The organism is Aureimonas frigidaquae (genome assembly GCF_001463905.1).
Taxonomy (GTDB): Bacteria; Pseudomonadota; Alphaproteobacteria; order Rhizobiales; family Rhizobiaceae; genus Aureimonas; species Aureimonas frigidaquae.
Window position 1 is genome coordinate 61,922 of record NZ_BBWR01000016.1, and the last position, 16,111, is coordinate 78,032.

A 16,111-nucleotide genomic window follows, 5' to 3' on the forward strand; every position below is an offset into this window, starting at 1 on the left:
CGCAGCTGAGGGAGCCCCCATGAACAATCTCTACACACAGGCCGTCCAGGAGCTTTCGAGCGCCGTGGGCCAGATCGACGATGCGCAGGTGGATGCCGCCTGCCGCATGCTTGGGCAGGCGCGCCATATCTGCGTCTATGCCGGCGGCCGGGAAGGCTTGCAGCTGAAGGGCTTTGCCATGCGGCTCTTCCATCTGGGACGCTCGGTCTCCGTCGTCGGCGACATGACGACACCGGCGCTCGGCCAGGGCGATGTCTTCCTGGTCGTCTGCGGGCCGGGGGAAATCTCGACCTCGATCGCGCTGATCGGCGTTGCGAAGGCAGCGGGCGCACAGATCCTCGTCGTGACGGCGCAGCCGTCCGGCAGGGTCCCGCAGATGGCCGATCTGGTGGTGACCATCCCGGCGCAGACCATGGCCGACGACCAGGGGGAGGGCGTGTCCGTGCTTCCCATGGGCTCGCTCTTCGAGGGCGCGCTCTTCGTGCTCTTCGAGGTCATGGTGCTGAAGCTGAAGGACAGCCTCGCCATCTCGGCCGAGGCGATGCGGGCCAATCATACGAATATGGAATAGCCGCCGCCGCCTCAGGCCCGGGCGGCGCGCGCATAGGCTTTCGGCGACATGCCGATGGCCCGCGCAAACGCGGTGCTGAAGGTGCTGGACGAACTGTAGCCGACCTGCCGGGCGGCATCGCCCACGCTGACGCCACCGTCCAGCAGCATGTCGCGCGCCAGGGCCATGCGCCAGGACAGAAGATAGTCCATCGGCGCGGTCCCGACCTCGCGCCGGAAACGCTCGAAGAAGCTGGAGCGCGACAGGCCCGCCTGCCGCGCCAGCAGCGCCACCGTCCAGGCATCGGCTGGGTGGGCGTGGATCAGCCGCAGCGCCACGGCGAGCCTTGGATCGGCAAGGCCGCGCAAGAGGCCCGGCGCAGGCGCGGGACCTTTCTGGGCGCGGAAAGCTTCCAGAAGCAGGACTTCGAGAAGGCGGGTCAGCACGACATCCCGCCCCGGCCGGACGGCGCCCGCTTCCTCGCTGAGCAGTTCGACAAGCTGGGTCAGGCGCCGCTCCCCGCGCACGATGACCGTACCTGCCAGAAGCGAAAGGAGTAGCGCGCTGTCGGCCGATCCGAAATGGCAGTAGCCGACCAGCATGCGTGTGTCGGGCGCGCTGGGTGGGCCAAGATGGAAGATGCCGGGCGCCACCTCCGCCGGCGTATCGTCACGGCCGGGCGCCGGGGGCTCGATGCTCGTGACGGCGAAGGCCGCGCCGTCCGGTAGAAGCACGAAATCCCCCGCATCCAGGCGTTCGGGCCGCTCCCCATCGATCGACAGCAGGACACTGCCTTGCAGCAGCGCGGCATAGAAAGGCCCATGCGCCGGCGGGCGGACAGCCCAGCGGCCGGTGCCGGTGACGAGCTTGGAAAAGGACGCGCTCGGACGCATGAGCGCGAGAATCTGGGTGAGCGGATCGGACACGTCGGACGATGACAAATATTTATCGGACGATCACGCGTAGCACGTCCGGCCCGGGCGGCCTATCTCGCCCTGGCACCAACAGGAGATAGTTTTCATGAAAACCGTACTCATCACCGGCTGTTCCACGGGCTTCGGCCGCCAGACGGCACTGCATTTCCTGGCGCAGGGTTGGTCCGTGATCGCGACGATGCGCGATCCGGCGGCAAATACGCTTGCTGCCCACCCCCATCTGCGCGTCCTGCCGCTCGACGTGACCGACGCTGCCAGCATCGAAAGCGCGATCGCTGCCGCCGGACCCATCGATGTGCTGGTCAACAATGCCGGGATCGGCTGGCTGAACGCGCTGGAGGCAACACCCCTCGACATGGTGAGGACGATTCTCGAGACCAATCTCGTCGCCGCCATCGCCATGATGCAGGCCGTTCTGCCGGGCATGCGCGAACGCGGGTCCGGGGTGATCGTCAATGTGAGTTCCAGCACCACGCTGAAGCCATTCGCGCTCCTGTCGGTCTACAGCGCCAGCAAGGCGGCCATGAATGCGCTGACCGCATCAGCGGCACTGGAGTTGGAAGCTTTCGGGATACGGGCCCGTGTCGTCGTGCCCGGTGCCGCGCCGACGACCCGCTTCGGCGACAGCGCGCGGGCGCAGATCGCGGCGCATGGCGGCTTTCCACAAGCCTACGAGGCCTTTGTCGAAACGAGCCTTGCGCAGATGCGCGCCCATGCCACAAGCGGGGCGGTGACGACGGAAGAGGATGTGGCGCAGGCCGTGCTGCGCGCCGCGACCGATCCGGACTGCCCCATGATCCTGCCTGCCGGCGCCGACGCCGTCGCCCTGGCGCAGGCGCGCCGGGATGGCGTGGCGTAATTCGGGGAGGCTGGCGCAAGAGGGCCGGTTCCACCGGCCCGCTTGCGCTATACCTGCAACCGGACATTGCGTATCCTGGCATGAACGTCCGTCAGGAAACGGAGCATGCCCATGAGTTGGAACCCCGCACTGGACCCGGGATGCCCGGATGCGGTCGGCATGGACGCAATCGAAACGCTCATCGTGCCGCGCTCGCGCGATATTGGTGGCTTCGAGGTGCGCCGTGCGCTGCCGGCGCCTAGGCGGCAGATGGTCGGGCCTTTCATCTTCTTCGATCAGGCCGGTCCGGCCGAACTCCTGACCGGCCAGGGCATCGATGTCCGGCCGCATCCCCATATCGGGCTTGGGACGGTGACCTATCTGTTCCGGGGCGATTTCCACCACCGCGACAGCACCGGTGCCGACCAGATCATTCGGCCCGGCGCCTTGAACTGGATGACCGCCGGGCGCGGCGTGACCCATTCGGAGCGCACCTCCGCGCAGGCGCGCAGCGGTCCGAGCAGCCTGTTTGGAATCCAGACCTGGGTCGCGCTGCCAGAAACGCACGAGGACATGGCGCCCGAGTTCGAGCACCATGACCGCGATGCGCTGCCGGTCATCGAGGATGCCGGCCTTCGGCTCCGGCTGATCCTCGGCCATGCCTACGGCGCGGTCGCCCCCGCGACAATGCATTCTGACGCTTTCTACGCCGATGTGGCGCTGGAGGCCGGGCGGCGACTGCCCCTGCCGGACGATCACGAGGACCGGGCCATCTACATCGTCGAAGGGTCGATCTCGATCGCCGGGCAGGACTATGCCGCCCCGCAGATGATGGTGTTCCGACCGGGCGACAAAATCACCGTCGCGGCGGGCGAGGAGGGCGCACGGCTGATGATCCTGGGCGGCGCGACACTGAATGGCCCGCGCTTCATATGGTGGAACTTCGTCGCTTCCTCCCGCGAGCGTATCGAGGAGGCCAAGGCGCAATGGCGCGCCGAGGCGTGGGGGACGGGCCTTTTCGACCTGCCCCCTGCGGACCGGGACGAGCATATCCCGCTGCCGGGCTGACAGGCCCCGCACGGCCCGCCGGAGACGACGACCGACACGATCGCACACGCGCCAGGACAGGAGACCCACATGACCGCACAATGGCCCGTACTCGACTATCTTCAGTGGCGCGATACCTGCTCGGCCCTCCATCTCTACCTGCAGGTGGCCGGCAAGTACCGGCTGGCCCATACGCCCTGGCTCAATCATTCATGGAACGCGACCTTTTATGTCACGCCGCGCGGTCTGGCCTCATCACCCATTCCCGACGGGCCCGGCATCGAAATCCTGTTCGATATGCTGGAGCACCGCGTGATCGGCACCAATGGCCGGGGGGAAACATCCGCCTTCGCCTTGGAGCCGATGACCGTCGCCACCTTCCATGCGCGCTTCCGCGACCTTGTGACCCAACTCGGCAGCACGGCGCAGTTCGACGGGGTGCCGAACGAAGTGCCGTTCCCGGTGCCCTTCGCCGATGATCATCGCGAGCGTCCCTATGATGCTGATGCCGTGCAGCGCTTTCATGCGGCGCTGAACGCCATCGACCGCGTCTTCAAGACGTTCCGCACGTCCTTCCTGGGCAAGGCCAGCCCGGTCCACCTGTTCTGGGGCGCGCTGGACCTTGCGGTGACGCGGTTTTCCGGTCGGCGCGCGCCGCTGCATCCGGCGGGAATCCCGGCGCTGCCCGATGCCGTCGCGCGCGAAGCCTATGATCGGGAGGTTTCGTCCGCCGGCTTCTGGCCGGGCGGCGGCGGGATCGATTACCCGGCCTTCTACGCCTATGCCTACCCTGAGCCGCGCAGCTTCCGGCACGCGCCGACGGCGCCCGAGGCCGCCTTCTGGCATGAGGGGCTGTCCGAATTCGTCCTGCCCTACGATGCCGTCCGATCAGCGCAGGATCCGGACGCGGCGCTGATGGCGTTCCTGGTTTCGACCTATGAGGCGGCGGCCGATGGCGCCGGATGGGACCGGGACCTTCTCGAATGCGGACCGGGGCGGCCAGGTGTCGTGCGGCCGGCCGATGCCGGGCGGGGCCCCGACGCGGCCGACATGGCCGAGGGGACGGTCGAGCGCCAGGACGGACCGGCCAAGGGGCGGTACGTCCTGCAGGTCGATGGCCACGAGGCGGAGATGACCTACAGCCGAGCCGGCGAGCGGCTCATCATCATCGATCATACGGGCGTTCCGTCGGCACTGCGTGGCCGCAAGGTCGGCGAACGGCTCGTGCGGCGTGCGGTCGAGGATGCGCGACGGGAGGGCATCGAGCTCATCCCCCTCTGTCCCTTTGCCAAAGCCCAGTTCGACCGCCATCCAGAGTGGCAGGACGTTCTGCGCACCGCCTGACGATTAAGGCCGCTGCAGCCCTGCCGGTACGGAGCCTGCGGCAAAAGGTGAGAGGTTCAGGCTGCTGAAAAAGACACGTTCTGGTTTATATAGATGGCTATCGTGTTGCGCGGGAAAGAGCATGGCGGAAGGACGGTCTCATTTCCGGCGGCGTTGGCTCCTGGCACTCGGCGCCATCGTCACGACAATGATCGTCGCGGTGATTGTCATGACCTTCGGCCTGGCGCAGCGGCAGACGCAGGACGCGATCGCCGCACAGCGGTCGCTGGCGCGGGGCATGGTCAACGTTCGTCTCAACGACCTGAGTGACGTTGCGGAGGATTATTCCTACTGGGACGATGCCTTCAACAATCTGTCCCGGCGCTTCGACCCCATCTGGGCACAGGCCAATATTGGCCAGTTGCTGAATCAGACCCATGATATCGACTATGCCTTCGTCATCGATCCGGATGGTCGCTTCATCTACAGCGTGAGCGTGGCGGAGGGTTCGGAAGGCCCGGTCGACGTGACGTTTGTCGGTGGCTTCGATGCCATGATGCAGGCGCGGCGGCGCAGCGGGCCGAATGCGACGCAGACCGGGCTGCTGCTCGTCGACGGGCAGCCGGCGCTCGTGGCCATGTCTCCCTTGCGGCCATTCTCCGGCCAGGAGGAAGCCGACCCGGGCCGCCGCCATCTGCTCGTCTTCGCAGATCTTCTGGACAAGCCGCTTCTGGCGAAACTGTCCAATATCTACCAGTTGCCGAACCTCGGCATCGTACCGGCTGAGGATGCCAACCCCGCTTCCATCGCGGTCCGGACCTTCGACGGGGAGGAGAGGCTGCATCTTGCCTGGGACGGCGCAACTCCGGGCGCGCAGATGCTGCGCGATCTCCTGCCGCTGATCCTCCTGGCCATGGCGGTCTTCGGGGGGCTGACGGCACTGACCCTTCGTTCGGCGTCCCGCTCGGCCAAGGCGCTGGAAATCAGCGAGCGCCGCGCATCGCATGATCTGATGACGGGGCTGTGGAACCGTTCGGCGCTGCTCGATCACCTGGAGAACCGGGACGGCTGGGTCCGCCTCGGCCAGGGTTTCGCGCTGCTCTACATCGATCTGGACGGGTTCAAGGCGGTCAACGATACGCATGGCCACGATATCGGCGATGCGGTCCTGCGCGTCGCCGCCGGCCGCCTGGAAAATACGATTCCCAAAGCCGCTCGAGCTTACCGGCTGGGGGGTGACGAGTTCGCCGTCGTCCTGCCGGACATGACGCATCCCGTTGACATCCGCGCCGTCGGCGAAAGCATCATCGCTTGCCTTAGCAGCACGATTGCGGTGGCGGGGCTGGAGACGCGCATCGGCGCGACCGTCGGCGTGGCCATCGCCTCCGGCCGCAACACCGACATTCTGGAGCTCCTCCGCCTTGCCGACCAGGCTTTGTACGCCGGTAAGCGCACGCTGAAGGGCACGGTGCGCTTCCACATCGATCTTGCCGAGGAGCACGGGCAGGTTTCGGCGTAGCGGTTGCAAGCCCTGCTGTCGACGCCGCGGGGCCCTTGCCCGTGCCCGCTCTCAGCATCTACCCATGGTGTCCTGAGTGGATGCTGGAGTGTGGGCAATGGTGAGTCTCAGTTCCCTGGACGGCGGCCTCATCGCCTCGTGTCAGCCGGTGCCGGATGGGCCCATGGACACGACATCGACCATCGTGGCCATGGCGCTGGCGGCGCAAGCGGGGGGCGCGCGCGGGCTGCGGATCGAGGGTGTCGCCAATGTCGCGGCCGTCACCGCCGCCTGCGATCTGCCCGTCGTCGGCATCGTCAAGCGGGACCTCGACGCCTTTCCCATCCGCATCACGCCCTTCCTGCAGGATGTCCGGGACCTGGCCGCCGCCGGTGCGCAGATCATTGCCGTTGATGCGACGCAGCGGGAGCGCCCCGTGTCTGTGCCCGAGCTCCTGGCGGAAATTCGCAGATGCGGACGGTACGCGATGGCGGACCTGTCCACGCAAGCGGAGGCGCAGGAGGCAAAGGCCCTCGGCTTCGACATATTGGGTACGACGCTGTCCGGCTATACGGGCGGGCCGGTTCCTCAGGAGCCGGACCTTGCACTGGTTGCGCAGTGCCGGCGCCTGGGTGGCTTCGTCGTGGCAGAGGGGCGCTACAACAGCGTCGACGCCGCCGTCCGCGCCATCGAGGCGGGCGCCAGCGCGGTCTGCGTCGGCTCCGCCCTCACGCGGCTTGAACATGTGACGCATTGGTTCGCAGCGGCCATCGCACGGGCCGGCACGCAGGAGCGGCCGGTTCTGGCCTTCGATATCGGCGGCACGAAGACCGCTGCCGCCCTCGTTCGAGGGGGTGCCGTCCTGGAGCGCCGGGAAGTGCCCACCTTGCCCAGAATCGGAACGCCGCAATGGTTCGACCGCGTCGCGGCGCTGGCCGGGGATTGGCACGGACGCTACGCGCAGGCGGGGATCGCCGCCACGGGCCTGTTCGAAGGCGACATGTGGTCGGCGCTGAACACCGGAACGCTCGACATTCCCGCGGGTACCCCGCTGCGCGCCGAGCTGGAAGCGCGGCTCGGCTGCCCCGTCGCCGCGCTGAACGACGCGCAGGCGGCCGCATGGGGCGAATATGCCTGGGGCGCCGGTCGCGGCTGCGACATGGCCTTCGTGACGGCATCGTCCGGCGTGGGTGGCGGGGTCGTCCTCGGGGGGCGCCTGTTGCAGGGGGCGCGCGGCCTTGCGGGAAGCCTGGGGCAGTGGCGCGGCCTTGGGACAGGCCCGCGCCTGGAAGAGCGGGCCTCCGGCTTCGCGGTGGCGGGTGCGGCCCTGGCTGCCGGCCGGGGCGGCGACAGCCGGAGCGTCTTTGCGGCCGCGCAGGCTGGCGAGGCCTGGGCGACGCAGATCGTCGAGGAAACGGCCCGTCACCTAGCGGGGGCGCTCGTCGATCTGCAACTGATCCTCGACCCGCAGCATATCGTGCTCGGCGGCGGCATCGGCCTTCTGCCGCTGTTCCGGGAGCGGATCGACGCCGCCCTTGAGGCGGTACCCGAACGGCTGCGGCCGTCCCTTCGAACCGCCGCGCTGGGCGCCGATGCCGGACTGATCGGCATGGCTGACCACGCCCGTCGCACAGCCCTTCGCTGACCCTTCGTAAACAGGGGTAGAACGGCCGCCTGTCGATTTTTCCAGGACGACCATTGCCAGCCGGTCCAAAAATGATAACGTTGTCAAAATTCAACGCCGTCATCTGGGCGCGCGGTCGATCGAGCTCCGTGACGGGCCGTGCGACCGCCTCTCCAGCCGTGCCGAAAAGCGGGATGCCGCATGACGAAGCCACATTCGCAAACGCTGCTGAGCGCCTGCATTCGCGGGTTTCCGCTAAATCTGGACGACATGTCCGTTGAGGCTTTCGGCGCCTTGCAGCTGCGCCCCGCTTTCGGGGAAACAGCCCTGCCGGTACTGACGCTGGACGGCGATGCCTTTAGGGGCAACATCGCGGCGATGATGGACTACGCCGCCAGGGCGGGCGTCCGGATCGCGCCGCATGCAAAGACGCCGATGTCGCCGGACCTTGCCGCGCGGCTCATCACAGCCGGGGCCGACGGGCTGACGGTGGCGGACGGCCGGCAGGCGGCCGTCATGATGAATGCCGGCTTCGACAAGCTGCTCCTGGCCAATCAGATCGGCGGGGAGGCGGCCGGCACCCGGCTCGGGGGATTGCTGGCACGCCATCCGAACTGCGCGCTGACGCTCTTCGTCGACAGTCCGGCGGCGGTACGCGCTGCCGCTTGTGCGGCCGATGCGGCAGGCCGCCCGCTGGACTGCCTCGTCGAGGTCGGGATCGGGCGGGCCGGGGCCCGCACGCTCGAGGATGCACGCGCCGTCATGGAGGCCGTGGAGGCCGCAGCGGGGCTGAAGCTTTCCGGCGTCGCCACCTACGAGGGCGCGGCGGCCACCGGCGATGCGGCGGAGTCGTGCCGCCGTGTGGATGCTCTGCTGGTATTGGCCGGCGACGTGTTCCGAGAGGTCCGGGCCCGTGTTCCCGAGGGGCGGCTCGTCCTCAGCGCCGGCGGGTCAGCCTATTTCGACCGCGTCGTCGCGCTGCTGGGGCCGGTCTGCGCAGCAGACGGAGGGGCGACGCTCCTGCTGCGCAGCGGCGCGATCTTTTTCCATGACCATGGAATCTACGCGCGCGCCCTGGCGGCGCTGGACGCGCGGCAGGGTTTTGGCGCGGCTGCCTCGGCGTCCGACAGCTTCACGCCGACGCTGCGGGTCTTTGCAGAGGTCCTGTCACGGCCCGAGCGGGAGCTTGCAATCTGCGGCATGGGCATGCGCGATATTTCCTTCGACCAGGGGCTGCCGGTCCCGGTCGGCGTGTACCGGGCGGGGCAGTCGCTGCCCCTGCCGGCAGAAATGCGCGTCACGCGGCTGAACGACCAGCACGCTTTCGTGACGCTCGCGCCCGGGGGCGATCTGCGCGTCGGCGATGTCGTGGCCTTCGGCCTGTCGCATCCCTGCACGGCGCTGGACCGCTGGTCGCACATCTTCGAGCTGGACGGCGCCGGCGCGGTGACGTCCGTCCTGCCCACATTCTTCGGGTGACGATGATGGGAAATCTCAACTTCCGGCCCCTGTGGCGCTACGAGGATGCGCTGATCGAGGGGCTCATCACGACCCTGAAGCTCACGGCGGTCTCGGCCCTGTTCGGGCTCCTGATCGGGCTTGCCTGCGCGCTGGCATTGCGGCGCGCCCCGGCACCCGTCCGCTATCTGATCCGTGGCTATATCGAGATCATCCGCAACACGCCGCCGATCATCCAGATCTTCATCGTCTTCTTCGTGTTTCCGGGCATCGGCATCCGGCTGCCGCCCTTCGAGGCCGCGTCTATCGCGCTCAGCCTCTATTTCGGGGCCTATGCGGCGGAGATCATCCGTTCCGGGCTCGATTCCGTGCCGAAAGCCCAGGTGGAGGCCGGACACTGCCTCGGCCTCAGCCGGGTGCAGGTCTTCCTGCACATCGTCGTGGCGCCGGCGCTGCGCAACATCTATCCCTCCCTGACCAGCCAGTTCGTGCTGCTCCTGCTCGGCACGTCGATCGCCTCGCAGATTTCCACCGAGGAGCTGTTCCACACGGCCGGCGTGATCGACAGCCGGACGTTCCGCAGCTTCGAGGTCTATGCCGTGGTCGCCGCGATCTACGTCATCACCGTGTCGGTCTTCCGCCTGTTCTTCGCCGCCCTCGGAAGGATCGCCTTCCGCTGGCCCACGCGCCGCTGAGGGAGACGCGACCCATGCGCAGCTTCTCGTCGATCGATCTTCTGGCCCTTGCGACCGCGCTTCAATACACGGTGCTCCTGGTCATTCTTTCCCTGGCCTTCGGCAGTCCGCTGGCGCTCATCTTCGCGCTTTTGCGCACGGCGCGCGCGGCCCTTCCGCGCTGGGCGACGGCCCTGTTCCTGCAGATCGTGCAGGGCGTGCCGCTGCTGGCGCTCCTGATGTTCTTCTATTTCGGACTGCCGGTCTTTCTCGGCATACAGATCCCGGCGCTCGTGGCCGTCACCATTGCCTTCACCATCTATACCGCGGTCTTCCTGGGAGAGATCTGGCGCGGCGGGATCGAGGCGGTGAAGCAGACACAGTGGGAGGCCGCCGCCTCGCTCGGCATCAGCCGCTGGCAGCAGTTCCGCCACGTCATCGCACCGCAGGCGATGAAGGTGGCGCTGCCGGCGACGGTCGGCTTCCTCGTCCAGCTCATCAAGGGCACGTCACTCGCGGCGGTCGTCGGCTTCATCGAGCTGACGCGGGCCGGACAACTCGTCAGCGCGGCGACCTTTCAGCCGCTGCTCGTCTATTCCGTCGTGGCGGCGATCTACTTCGCCATCTGCTTTCCGCTGACGATGCTGTCGCGCAACCTGGAGGCCCGCCTCAATGGCGCTCGTTGAAATCCGCAACGTCCGAAAGTCCTTCGGCAAGCTCGAAGTGCTCAAGAACATCAACCTGACCGTGGAGCAGGGCGAGATCGTCACCCTGATCGGGCGTTCCGGCTCGGGCAAGTCCACGCTCCTGCGCTGCATCAACGCGCTGGAGGACGTGGATGGCGGCCAGATCGTCGTGGAGGGGCAGGCCGTCTCCGGCTCGATGAAGGGGCTGAAGGAGATGCGCCAGCGGGTCGGCATCGTCTTCCAGGCCTTCAACCTGTTCCCGCACCTGAAGGTGGAGCGCAACGTGACCCTGGCGCCGACCCTGACGGGACGCGTCGGCCGTGGCGCGGCGCGCGCCCTTGCCCTGGACTGCCTGCGCAAGGTCGGCCTGGAAGACAAGATCGACGCCTATCCTGAGCAATTGTCGGGCGGGCAGCAGCAGCGTGTCGCCATCGCGCGGTGCCTGGCCATGGCGCCCCACCTGATGCTCTTCGACGAAGTGACGTCGGCCCTCGACCCCGAACTGGTGGGGGAGGTGCTGAAGGTCATGGAGGACATGGCCCGGCAGGGAATGACCATGATCCTCGTGACGCATGAGATGGGTTTTGCCCGCAATGTCGCGAGCAAGGTCGTCTTCATGCACCAGGGCGAGATCTGGGAAGAGGGCCCGCCCGACCAGATCTTCGCCAACCCCCGCACAGCCGAGTTGAAGGCCTTCATCGGCTCCTCCCGCCACTGATTTGAACCCAACCGAAAGGCATGATCCATGCGCGTTATGACAGCATTCCTTGCCACGGCAGCCAGTGTCGCCATCCTGTCGTCGCCCGTGGCGGCCCGGGCCGACAAGCTGCAGGATATCCTGAACACCGGCACCGTGCGGGTCGGCGTCCTGCTCGACGTTCCGCCCTGGGGCTTCAACGATGCCTCGGGCACGCCGACCGGGCTCGATGTCGAGGTGGCCGGCCTTCTGGCGCAGGAGCTCGGGGTCGATCTGGAGCTGGTGCAACTGACCGGCACGAACCGCATTCCCAGCTTGCTCGCGGACCAGGTGGACCTGATCGTCAGCGCCATCGGCGCCACGTCCGAGCGGGCGCAGCAGGTCATGTTCTCGCAGCCCTATGCGGCGGTGCAGCTCGGCGTCTACGGACCGGCGAGCATCGAGCCGATGGAGGATGTCTCCGGCCTCGAGGGTCGGCAGATCGCCGTCGCCCGCGGGACGACGCTGGACCTGTGGCTGACCGATAACGCCAAGGGCGCCAATCTGTCGCGCTTCGAGGACGTGCCGTCCACCATCGCGGCCTATCTGGCCGGGCAGGCCGAAATGTTCGCCGAAAACAGCGCAATCGTCGTCAATGCCCAGAACGATCATCCGGATGCCGATATCAGCCTGAAGTTCACCATCCGCCAATCGCCCGCCCATGTCGGCGTGCCGATGGGAGAGCACAATCTCCTGCAATGGGTGAACACCTTCGTCTTTGCCAACAAGCTGAACGGACGCCTGCCCGACCTGCAGGAAAAGTGGTTCAAGGAGCCGCAGGGTACACTCCCCGCGCTCTAGGGCGCCCGGCGCCGGGCTTTGCCCCGGCGCCATTTCCTCCCAGGCGGACCATCCATGGCCAGCGCGAGGCGCCAGGCTTCTCCCAAGGACGACAGCGTGCACACCGGCATCTTCAACGATATCGACCTTCGCTTGGAAGGCCGTCAGCAATCCTGCCTGAGCATTCCCTGGTCGGTGGACCGCTCGCCCTACTATCAGGTCAAGATCCCGATCGTGCGGCTGCGCCGGGGCACGGGGCCGCGCCTGCTTCTGATGGCGGGCAATCACGGCGACGAGTACGAGGGCAACATGGCCCTTTTCCAGCTTGCCCGCAGGCTGGACGTCTCTGCCATCCGGGGAGAGATCACCATCCTGCCCATGCTGAACGCCCCGGCGGTCCTGGCGGGGCGGCGCCGCTCGCCGCTGGATGGCGGCAATCTCAACCGCGCCTTCCCGGGGCTCGACAGCGGCACGCCGACCGAGCGGCTGGCGCACTTTCTTGAGCATACGCTGATGCCGGCCCACGACATCGTCCTGGACCTGCATTCCGGGGGCACGAGCATGGCGCATCTGCCGACATCCCTCATCGAGCGTCAGGGCGGGGCGGAGCATTTCGCGCGTATGCTGGAGCTGATGCTGGCCATGGGCATGCCCTACGGCTTCGTCGCGCAGAACGGTGCGGCCGCCCCCACATCGCTGGCGGCGGCCGCGCGGGCCGGGGCCATCGGCCTCAGCGGGGAGTTCGGCGGCGGCGGGACGGTGACGCCCGACAGCATGGTGCTGACGCGTTCGGCCATCGACAATCTGCTCCTTGCCACGGGTGCGACAGACGCCCCCGTGCTGGCGCGCACGGTCCGGCGGGCGCAGACCGAGCTTCTGCAGTTGACCAGCCATGCGCAGGCCATCTATGCCACGCGGCCCGGCTGGTTCGAGCCCGCCCGGCTGCCCGGGGACCACGTGCTAAAAGGACAGGTGGCCGGGTGGTACCATGATTTCAACCGGCCAGACGAGGCCGAACAGGAGTTGACCTTCGGCGTTTCCGGAGTCGTCCTGTCGCAGCGCCTCCATGCGATGTCGCAGGCGGGGGATTGCCTGGTCCAGGTGGCGGAGCCGTATGAAGCAGAGCCTGACGAACGCAAGCCATGAACCGCTGACAGGGGCGACGACGGACCCCGTCCAGCGCGTTGCGAGCGCGGATGGCACGACGCCCGGTGATGGGGCGTCGGGACGCAAGGTCCGGATCGAGGAGGTGGCGCGCCTGGCCGACGTGTCGCCGATCACCGTGTCGCGCGCCTTACGCAATCCGGACATGGTGTCGGATGCGCGCCGGGCGCGCATTCTGGATGCGGTGGCGCGCACGGGCTACGCGTCCAATCCGCATGCGCGCGCGCTGAAAAGCGGCCGGTCGAACCTTGTCGCCCTGTTCCTGTCCAGCATTGCCAGCCAGCAATATACGATGGCTGCGGAAGCCTGCAGCAAGGTGCTGGAGGCTGCAGGCTACCAGGTCGTCATGGGGCGCACCTCCTATTCCTATGCGCGCGAGAGCCTGTTGATCCCGGCCGTCATGGACATGCGCCCGGCAGCAGCCTTCATTACCGGCGTGATGGAGCTGGAGGCCAACCGGAACTTCCTGCGGCAGCTCGACATCCCCATCGTCGAAAGCTGGGCCTATGCCGCCGACCCGATCGACATGCTGGTCGGCTTTTCCAACACGGATGGCGTCGCCCTCGTCGTGCGGCACATGGCCGAGCGCGGCTACGCCGATGTCGGCTTTATCGGCCGGAACAGCGGGCGCGGCACCATCCGTCGCCAGGCCTTCGAGACCTTCTGCGGGCAAGCCGGCCTGCGGGTGCAAGGCTGCGTGACGGTTGCCAATGTCCACTCCATCGCGGACGGGCGCGTGGCGCTGAACGACATTCTGGATCGCCACCCCGACATCAGGGCGCTCTTCTGCGCCAACGACCTCATCGCCTTCGGGGCGATGCTGGCCGCGCGCGAGCGTGGCCTGCGCGTGCCCGACGATCTGGCGATCGTCGGCTTCGGCGACAGCGATGTCCTGGCGGAGGTGCCGCCGGGGATCACCACCGTATCGGTGGACAGCGCCGGCATCGGGCGCGCCGCAGGCGAGGCGCTGGTCCTGCGCCTGGGCGGCAAGGAGCCGCCGCAGCGCAGCATGCTCTTTCCCGTCACGCTGATCGAGCGCGGCTCGAGCTGAGCAGAACCCTCAGGCGCGCTTCAGCGCGTCGGAGATCTTTTCGGCGATCATGATCGTCGGCAGATTGGTGTTGGCGCAGGGGATGGTCGGCATGATGGACGCATCGCAGATGTGAAGCCCGGCAATGCCCCGCACCCCGCCCCGGTGATCGGTCACCGCCATCCGGTCGCGAACGCCGCCCATCCGGCACGTCCCGGACGGATGCCAGACGCCGCCCACCGTTTCGGCGATGTAGCTTTCCAAAGCCTCCCGGTCGCTCGCCAGCCGCCGCGGATCGTCCCAGTTGGACAGCATCATCGGGAAGGCTCTGTCCCGCAACCCGCCGCCCATGGCGTCGAGGCCCAGGGCCGTCGCGCCGGTGATGATTGCACCCAGGCGCGTCTGCCGGGAAAAGCGCTTGCCCATTTCGGACATGCCGCCGGCGTGGATCGCCCCGACGATGTCCGACAAAGCGGGATCGGTGATCAGCCCCACGGCGCGCTCGAAGGCATCGGCGAGCCGCACCAGGTCGCGCCGGTCCGACAGCATCCGGAAGTCGATGCGCGGCGGCCCCTCCGGTGCGGCCGGATCGAGCAGGAGCTGCCCACGCGAATAGGATTTGTTGACCCAGAAGAAGAGCGAGCCGAGCTGCCCGCCGATCGGGTGCCAGGCCGCGCGTGTGACGAAGTTCATGTGCATGTCGCCCGAAGGGCACCCGTCGAGGCCCGAGGAGAAGCGGTAGCCGATCGGGATATGGTAATCGAGCGGGCCACGCTGCCGGGCCGGCTTCCTGAGCCACGGGACGAGGCCGGAGGACGGATGCTCCATGAGGTTCTGGCCGACCCCCGGCAGATCCATGACGACCGCGATCCCGCAATCGGCCAGGTGGTGGCCTGGGCCCACGCCCGAGCGCATCAGGAGCGGCGGCGTCGCCAGCGCTCCCGCCGACAGGACGATGTTGGCGGCGTGCAGCCGTTCCGCGCCACCCGGCCGTGCGATCTCCACGCCGGTGGCGCGGCCATCCGATATCAGGATGCGGGACACGGTCGTCTCGGTGCGGATTTCCAGATTGGGTCGCTGACGCACCTGCGGCGTCAGATAGGCCCAGGCGGTGCTCACGCGCCGTGCCTTTTCGTCCATGTTGACGGTCATCTCGAAGATGCCGTCCTCCCACACACCGTTCTGATCGGGCAGGAAGGGAATTGCGCGCTCTTCGCAGATTTTCAGCATGGTGCGGGTGAACGGCGTCCACAGGACATCGCCGCGCCGACGGATGGGGAAGGGTCCGTCCCGGCCGTGCAGCTCATTGTCGAAATCGAGATCGCGTTCGAGCTTGCGGAAGTAGGGAAGGCAGGTATCCCAGGACCAGTCGGGCACGCCCATCCGCTCCCATTCGTCATAATCGTCCGGCGAACCGCGATTGGCGCCGATGCCGTTGATGGCCGAACCGCCGCCCAGGAGCTTGGCCTGTTCGTAGCGCGTCCGCTTGACGTCCGGCCGGTTGGACCCGGAATGTGGCAGGCGCGCATTCAGGCCGGCCCAGGTGTAGCGCGGGTTGGAATAGGCGATGCCGGGATAGGGGCTTGCCAGTTCCGGATAATCTTCCGGCCGTGCCGCATCGAAGCCCGCTTCCAGGAGGACTACCCGCAAAGCGGGGTCTTCGGACAGGCGAGCGGCCAGGACGCAGCCCGCCGAGCCGCCGCCAATGATCAGGAAATCCACATTTGAGGAGCTATCGACGCTCATGGCATGCACCCGATGGAAGAGG

The 16,111-nt window shown here is 67.5% G+C and carries 15 protein-coding genes; 13 read left to right on the plus strand and 2 right to left on the minus strand.

Annotation, left to right across the window (positions count from 1 at the left end; all coding sequences use genetic code 11):
• Window positions 1–19 precede the first annotated feature (19 nt).
• Window positions 20–571: a 6-phospho-3-hexuloisomerase gene (gene hxlB / locus AUL30_RS15180; RefSeq protein WP_062228745.1), complete on the plus strand. Its 552-nt coding sequence runs from the start codon at window positions 20–22 to the stop codon at window positions 569–571.
• A gap of 11 nt (window positions 572–582) precedes the next feature.
• Here the strand turns inward: hxlB and AUL30_RS15185 are convergent, their stop codons facing one another.
• Window positions 583–1,476 (minus strand): AraC family transcriptional regulator, encoded by an 894-nt coding sequence (locus AUL30_RS15185; RefSeq protein WP_062228909.1) that lies wholly within the window; start codon window positions 1,474–1,476, stop codon window positions 583–585.
• Window positions 1,477–1,570: 94 nt separating this feature from the next.
• Here AUL30_RS15185 and AUL30_RS15190 point away from each other — a divergent pair, with 94 nt between their 5' ends.
• The 12 genes from AUL30_RS15190 to AUL30_RS15245 all read left to right on the plus strand — a co-directional run bounded on the left by AUL30_RS15190 (window position 1,571) and on the right by AUL30_RS15245 (window position 14,364).
• Window positions 1,571–2,344, plus strand: a complete 774-nt coding sequence (locus AUL30_RS15190; protein ID WP_062228746.1) for an SDR family NAD(P)-dependent oxidoreductase — start codon at window positions 1,571–1,573, stop codon at window positions 2,342–2,344.
• Between the two features lie 111 nt (window positions 2,345–2,455).
• Window positions 2,456–3,391, plus strand: coding sequence for a pirin family protein (locus tag AUL30_RS15195; protein ID WP_062228747.1), 936 nt, complete (start codon window positions 2,456–2,458; stop codon window positions 3,389–3,391).
• 69 nt (window positions 3,392–3,460) lie between these two features.
• Entirely contained in the window at window positions 3,461–4,714 is a 1,254-nt protein-coding gene (locus AUL30_RS15200; protein ID WP_062228748.1) for a DUF5996 family protein, read from the plus strand.
• A gap of 121 nt (window positions 4,715–4,835) precedes the next feature.
• Window positions 4,836–6,212: a diguanylate cyclase domain-containing protein gene (locus AUL30_RS15205; RefSeq protein WP_062228749.1), complete on the plus strand. Its 1,377-nt coding sequence runs from the start codon at window positions 4,836–4,838 to the stop codon at window positions 6,210–6,212.
• 97 nt (window positions 6,213–6,309) lie between these two features.
• On the plus strand, window positions 6,310–7,836 hold the full coding sequence (locus AUL30_RS15210) for a putative N-acetylmannosamine-6-phosphate 2-epimerase (protein WP_062228750.1): 1,527 nt from the start codon (window positions 6,310–6,312) through the stop codon (window positions 7,834–7,836).
• A 180-nt stretch (window positions 7,837–8,016) separates the two neighbouring features.
• A complete protein-coding gene (locus AUL30_RS15215; RefSeq protein ID WP_062228751.1) occupies window positions 8,017–9,294 on the plus strand; it encodes an alanine racemase in 1,278 nt (425 codons plus the stop codon).
• Between the two features lie 2 nt (window positions 9,295–9,296).
• Window positions 9,297–9,968 carry an amino acid ABC transporter permease gene (locus AUL30_RS15220; protein ID WP_244490855.1) on the plus strand — a complete coding sequence of 224 codons (672 nt, stop codon included), beginning with the start codon at window positions 9,297–9,299 and terminating at the stop codon, window positions 9,966–9,968.
• A gap of 14 nt (window positions 9,969–9,982) precedes the next feature.
• Window positions 9,983–10,633 carry an amino acid ABC transporter permease gene (locus AUL30_RS15225; protein ID WP_062228752.1) on the plus strand — a complete coding sequence of 217 codons (651 nt, stop codon included), beginning with the start codon at window positions 9,983–9,985 and terminating at the stop codon, window positions 10,631–10,633.
• The gene (locus AUL30_RS15230; RefSeq protein WP_062228753.1) at window positions 10,620–11,351 is read left to right on the plus strand and encodes an amino acid ABC transporter ATP-binding protein; all 732 of its coding nucleotides are present in this window, start codon (window positions 10,620–10,622) and stop codon (window positions 11,349–11,351) included. The genes AUL30_RS15225 and AUL30_RS15230 overlap by 14 nt, the downstream gene beginning before the upstream one ends.
• A 27-nt stretch (window positions 11,352–11,378) precedes the next feature.
• A complete protein-coding gene (locus AUL30_RS15235; RefSeq protein WP_062228754.1) occupies window positions 11,379–12,170 on the plus strand; it encodes a transporter substrate-binding domain-containing protein in 792 nt (263 codons plus the stop codon).
• A 96-nt stretch (window positions 12,171–12,266) separates the two neighbouring features.
• On the plus strand, window positions 12,267–13,295 hold the full coding sequence (locus AUL30_RS15240; RefSeq protein WP_062228911.1) for a M99 family carboxypeptidase catalytic domain-containing protein: 1,029 nt from the start codon (window positions 12,267–12,269) through the stop codon (window positions 13,293–13,295).
• Complete coding sequence (locus tag AUL30_RS15245) at window positions 13,264–14,364, plus strand: LacI family DNA-binding transcriptional regulator (RefSeq protein WP_062228755.1); 1,101 nt, start codon at window positions 13,264–13,266, stop codon at window positions 14,362–14,364. Before AUL30_RS15240 ends, AUL30_RS15245 begins: the two co-directional genes overlap by 32 nt.
• Window positions 14,365–14,373: 9 nt before the next feature.
• Here AUL30_RS15245 and AUL30_RS15250 read toward each other — a convergent pair whose 3' ends face one another.
• Complete coding sequence (locus tag AUL30_RS15250) at window positions 14,374–16,089, minus strand: GMC family oxidoreductase (protein ID WP_062228756.1); 1,716 nt, start codon at window positions 16,087–16,089, stop codon at window positions 14,374–14,376.
• Window positions 16,090–16,111: the final 22 nt, after the last annotated feature.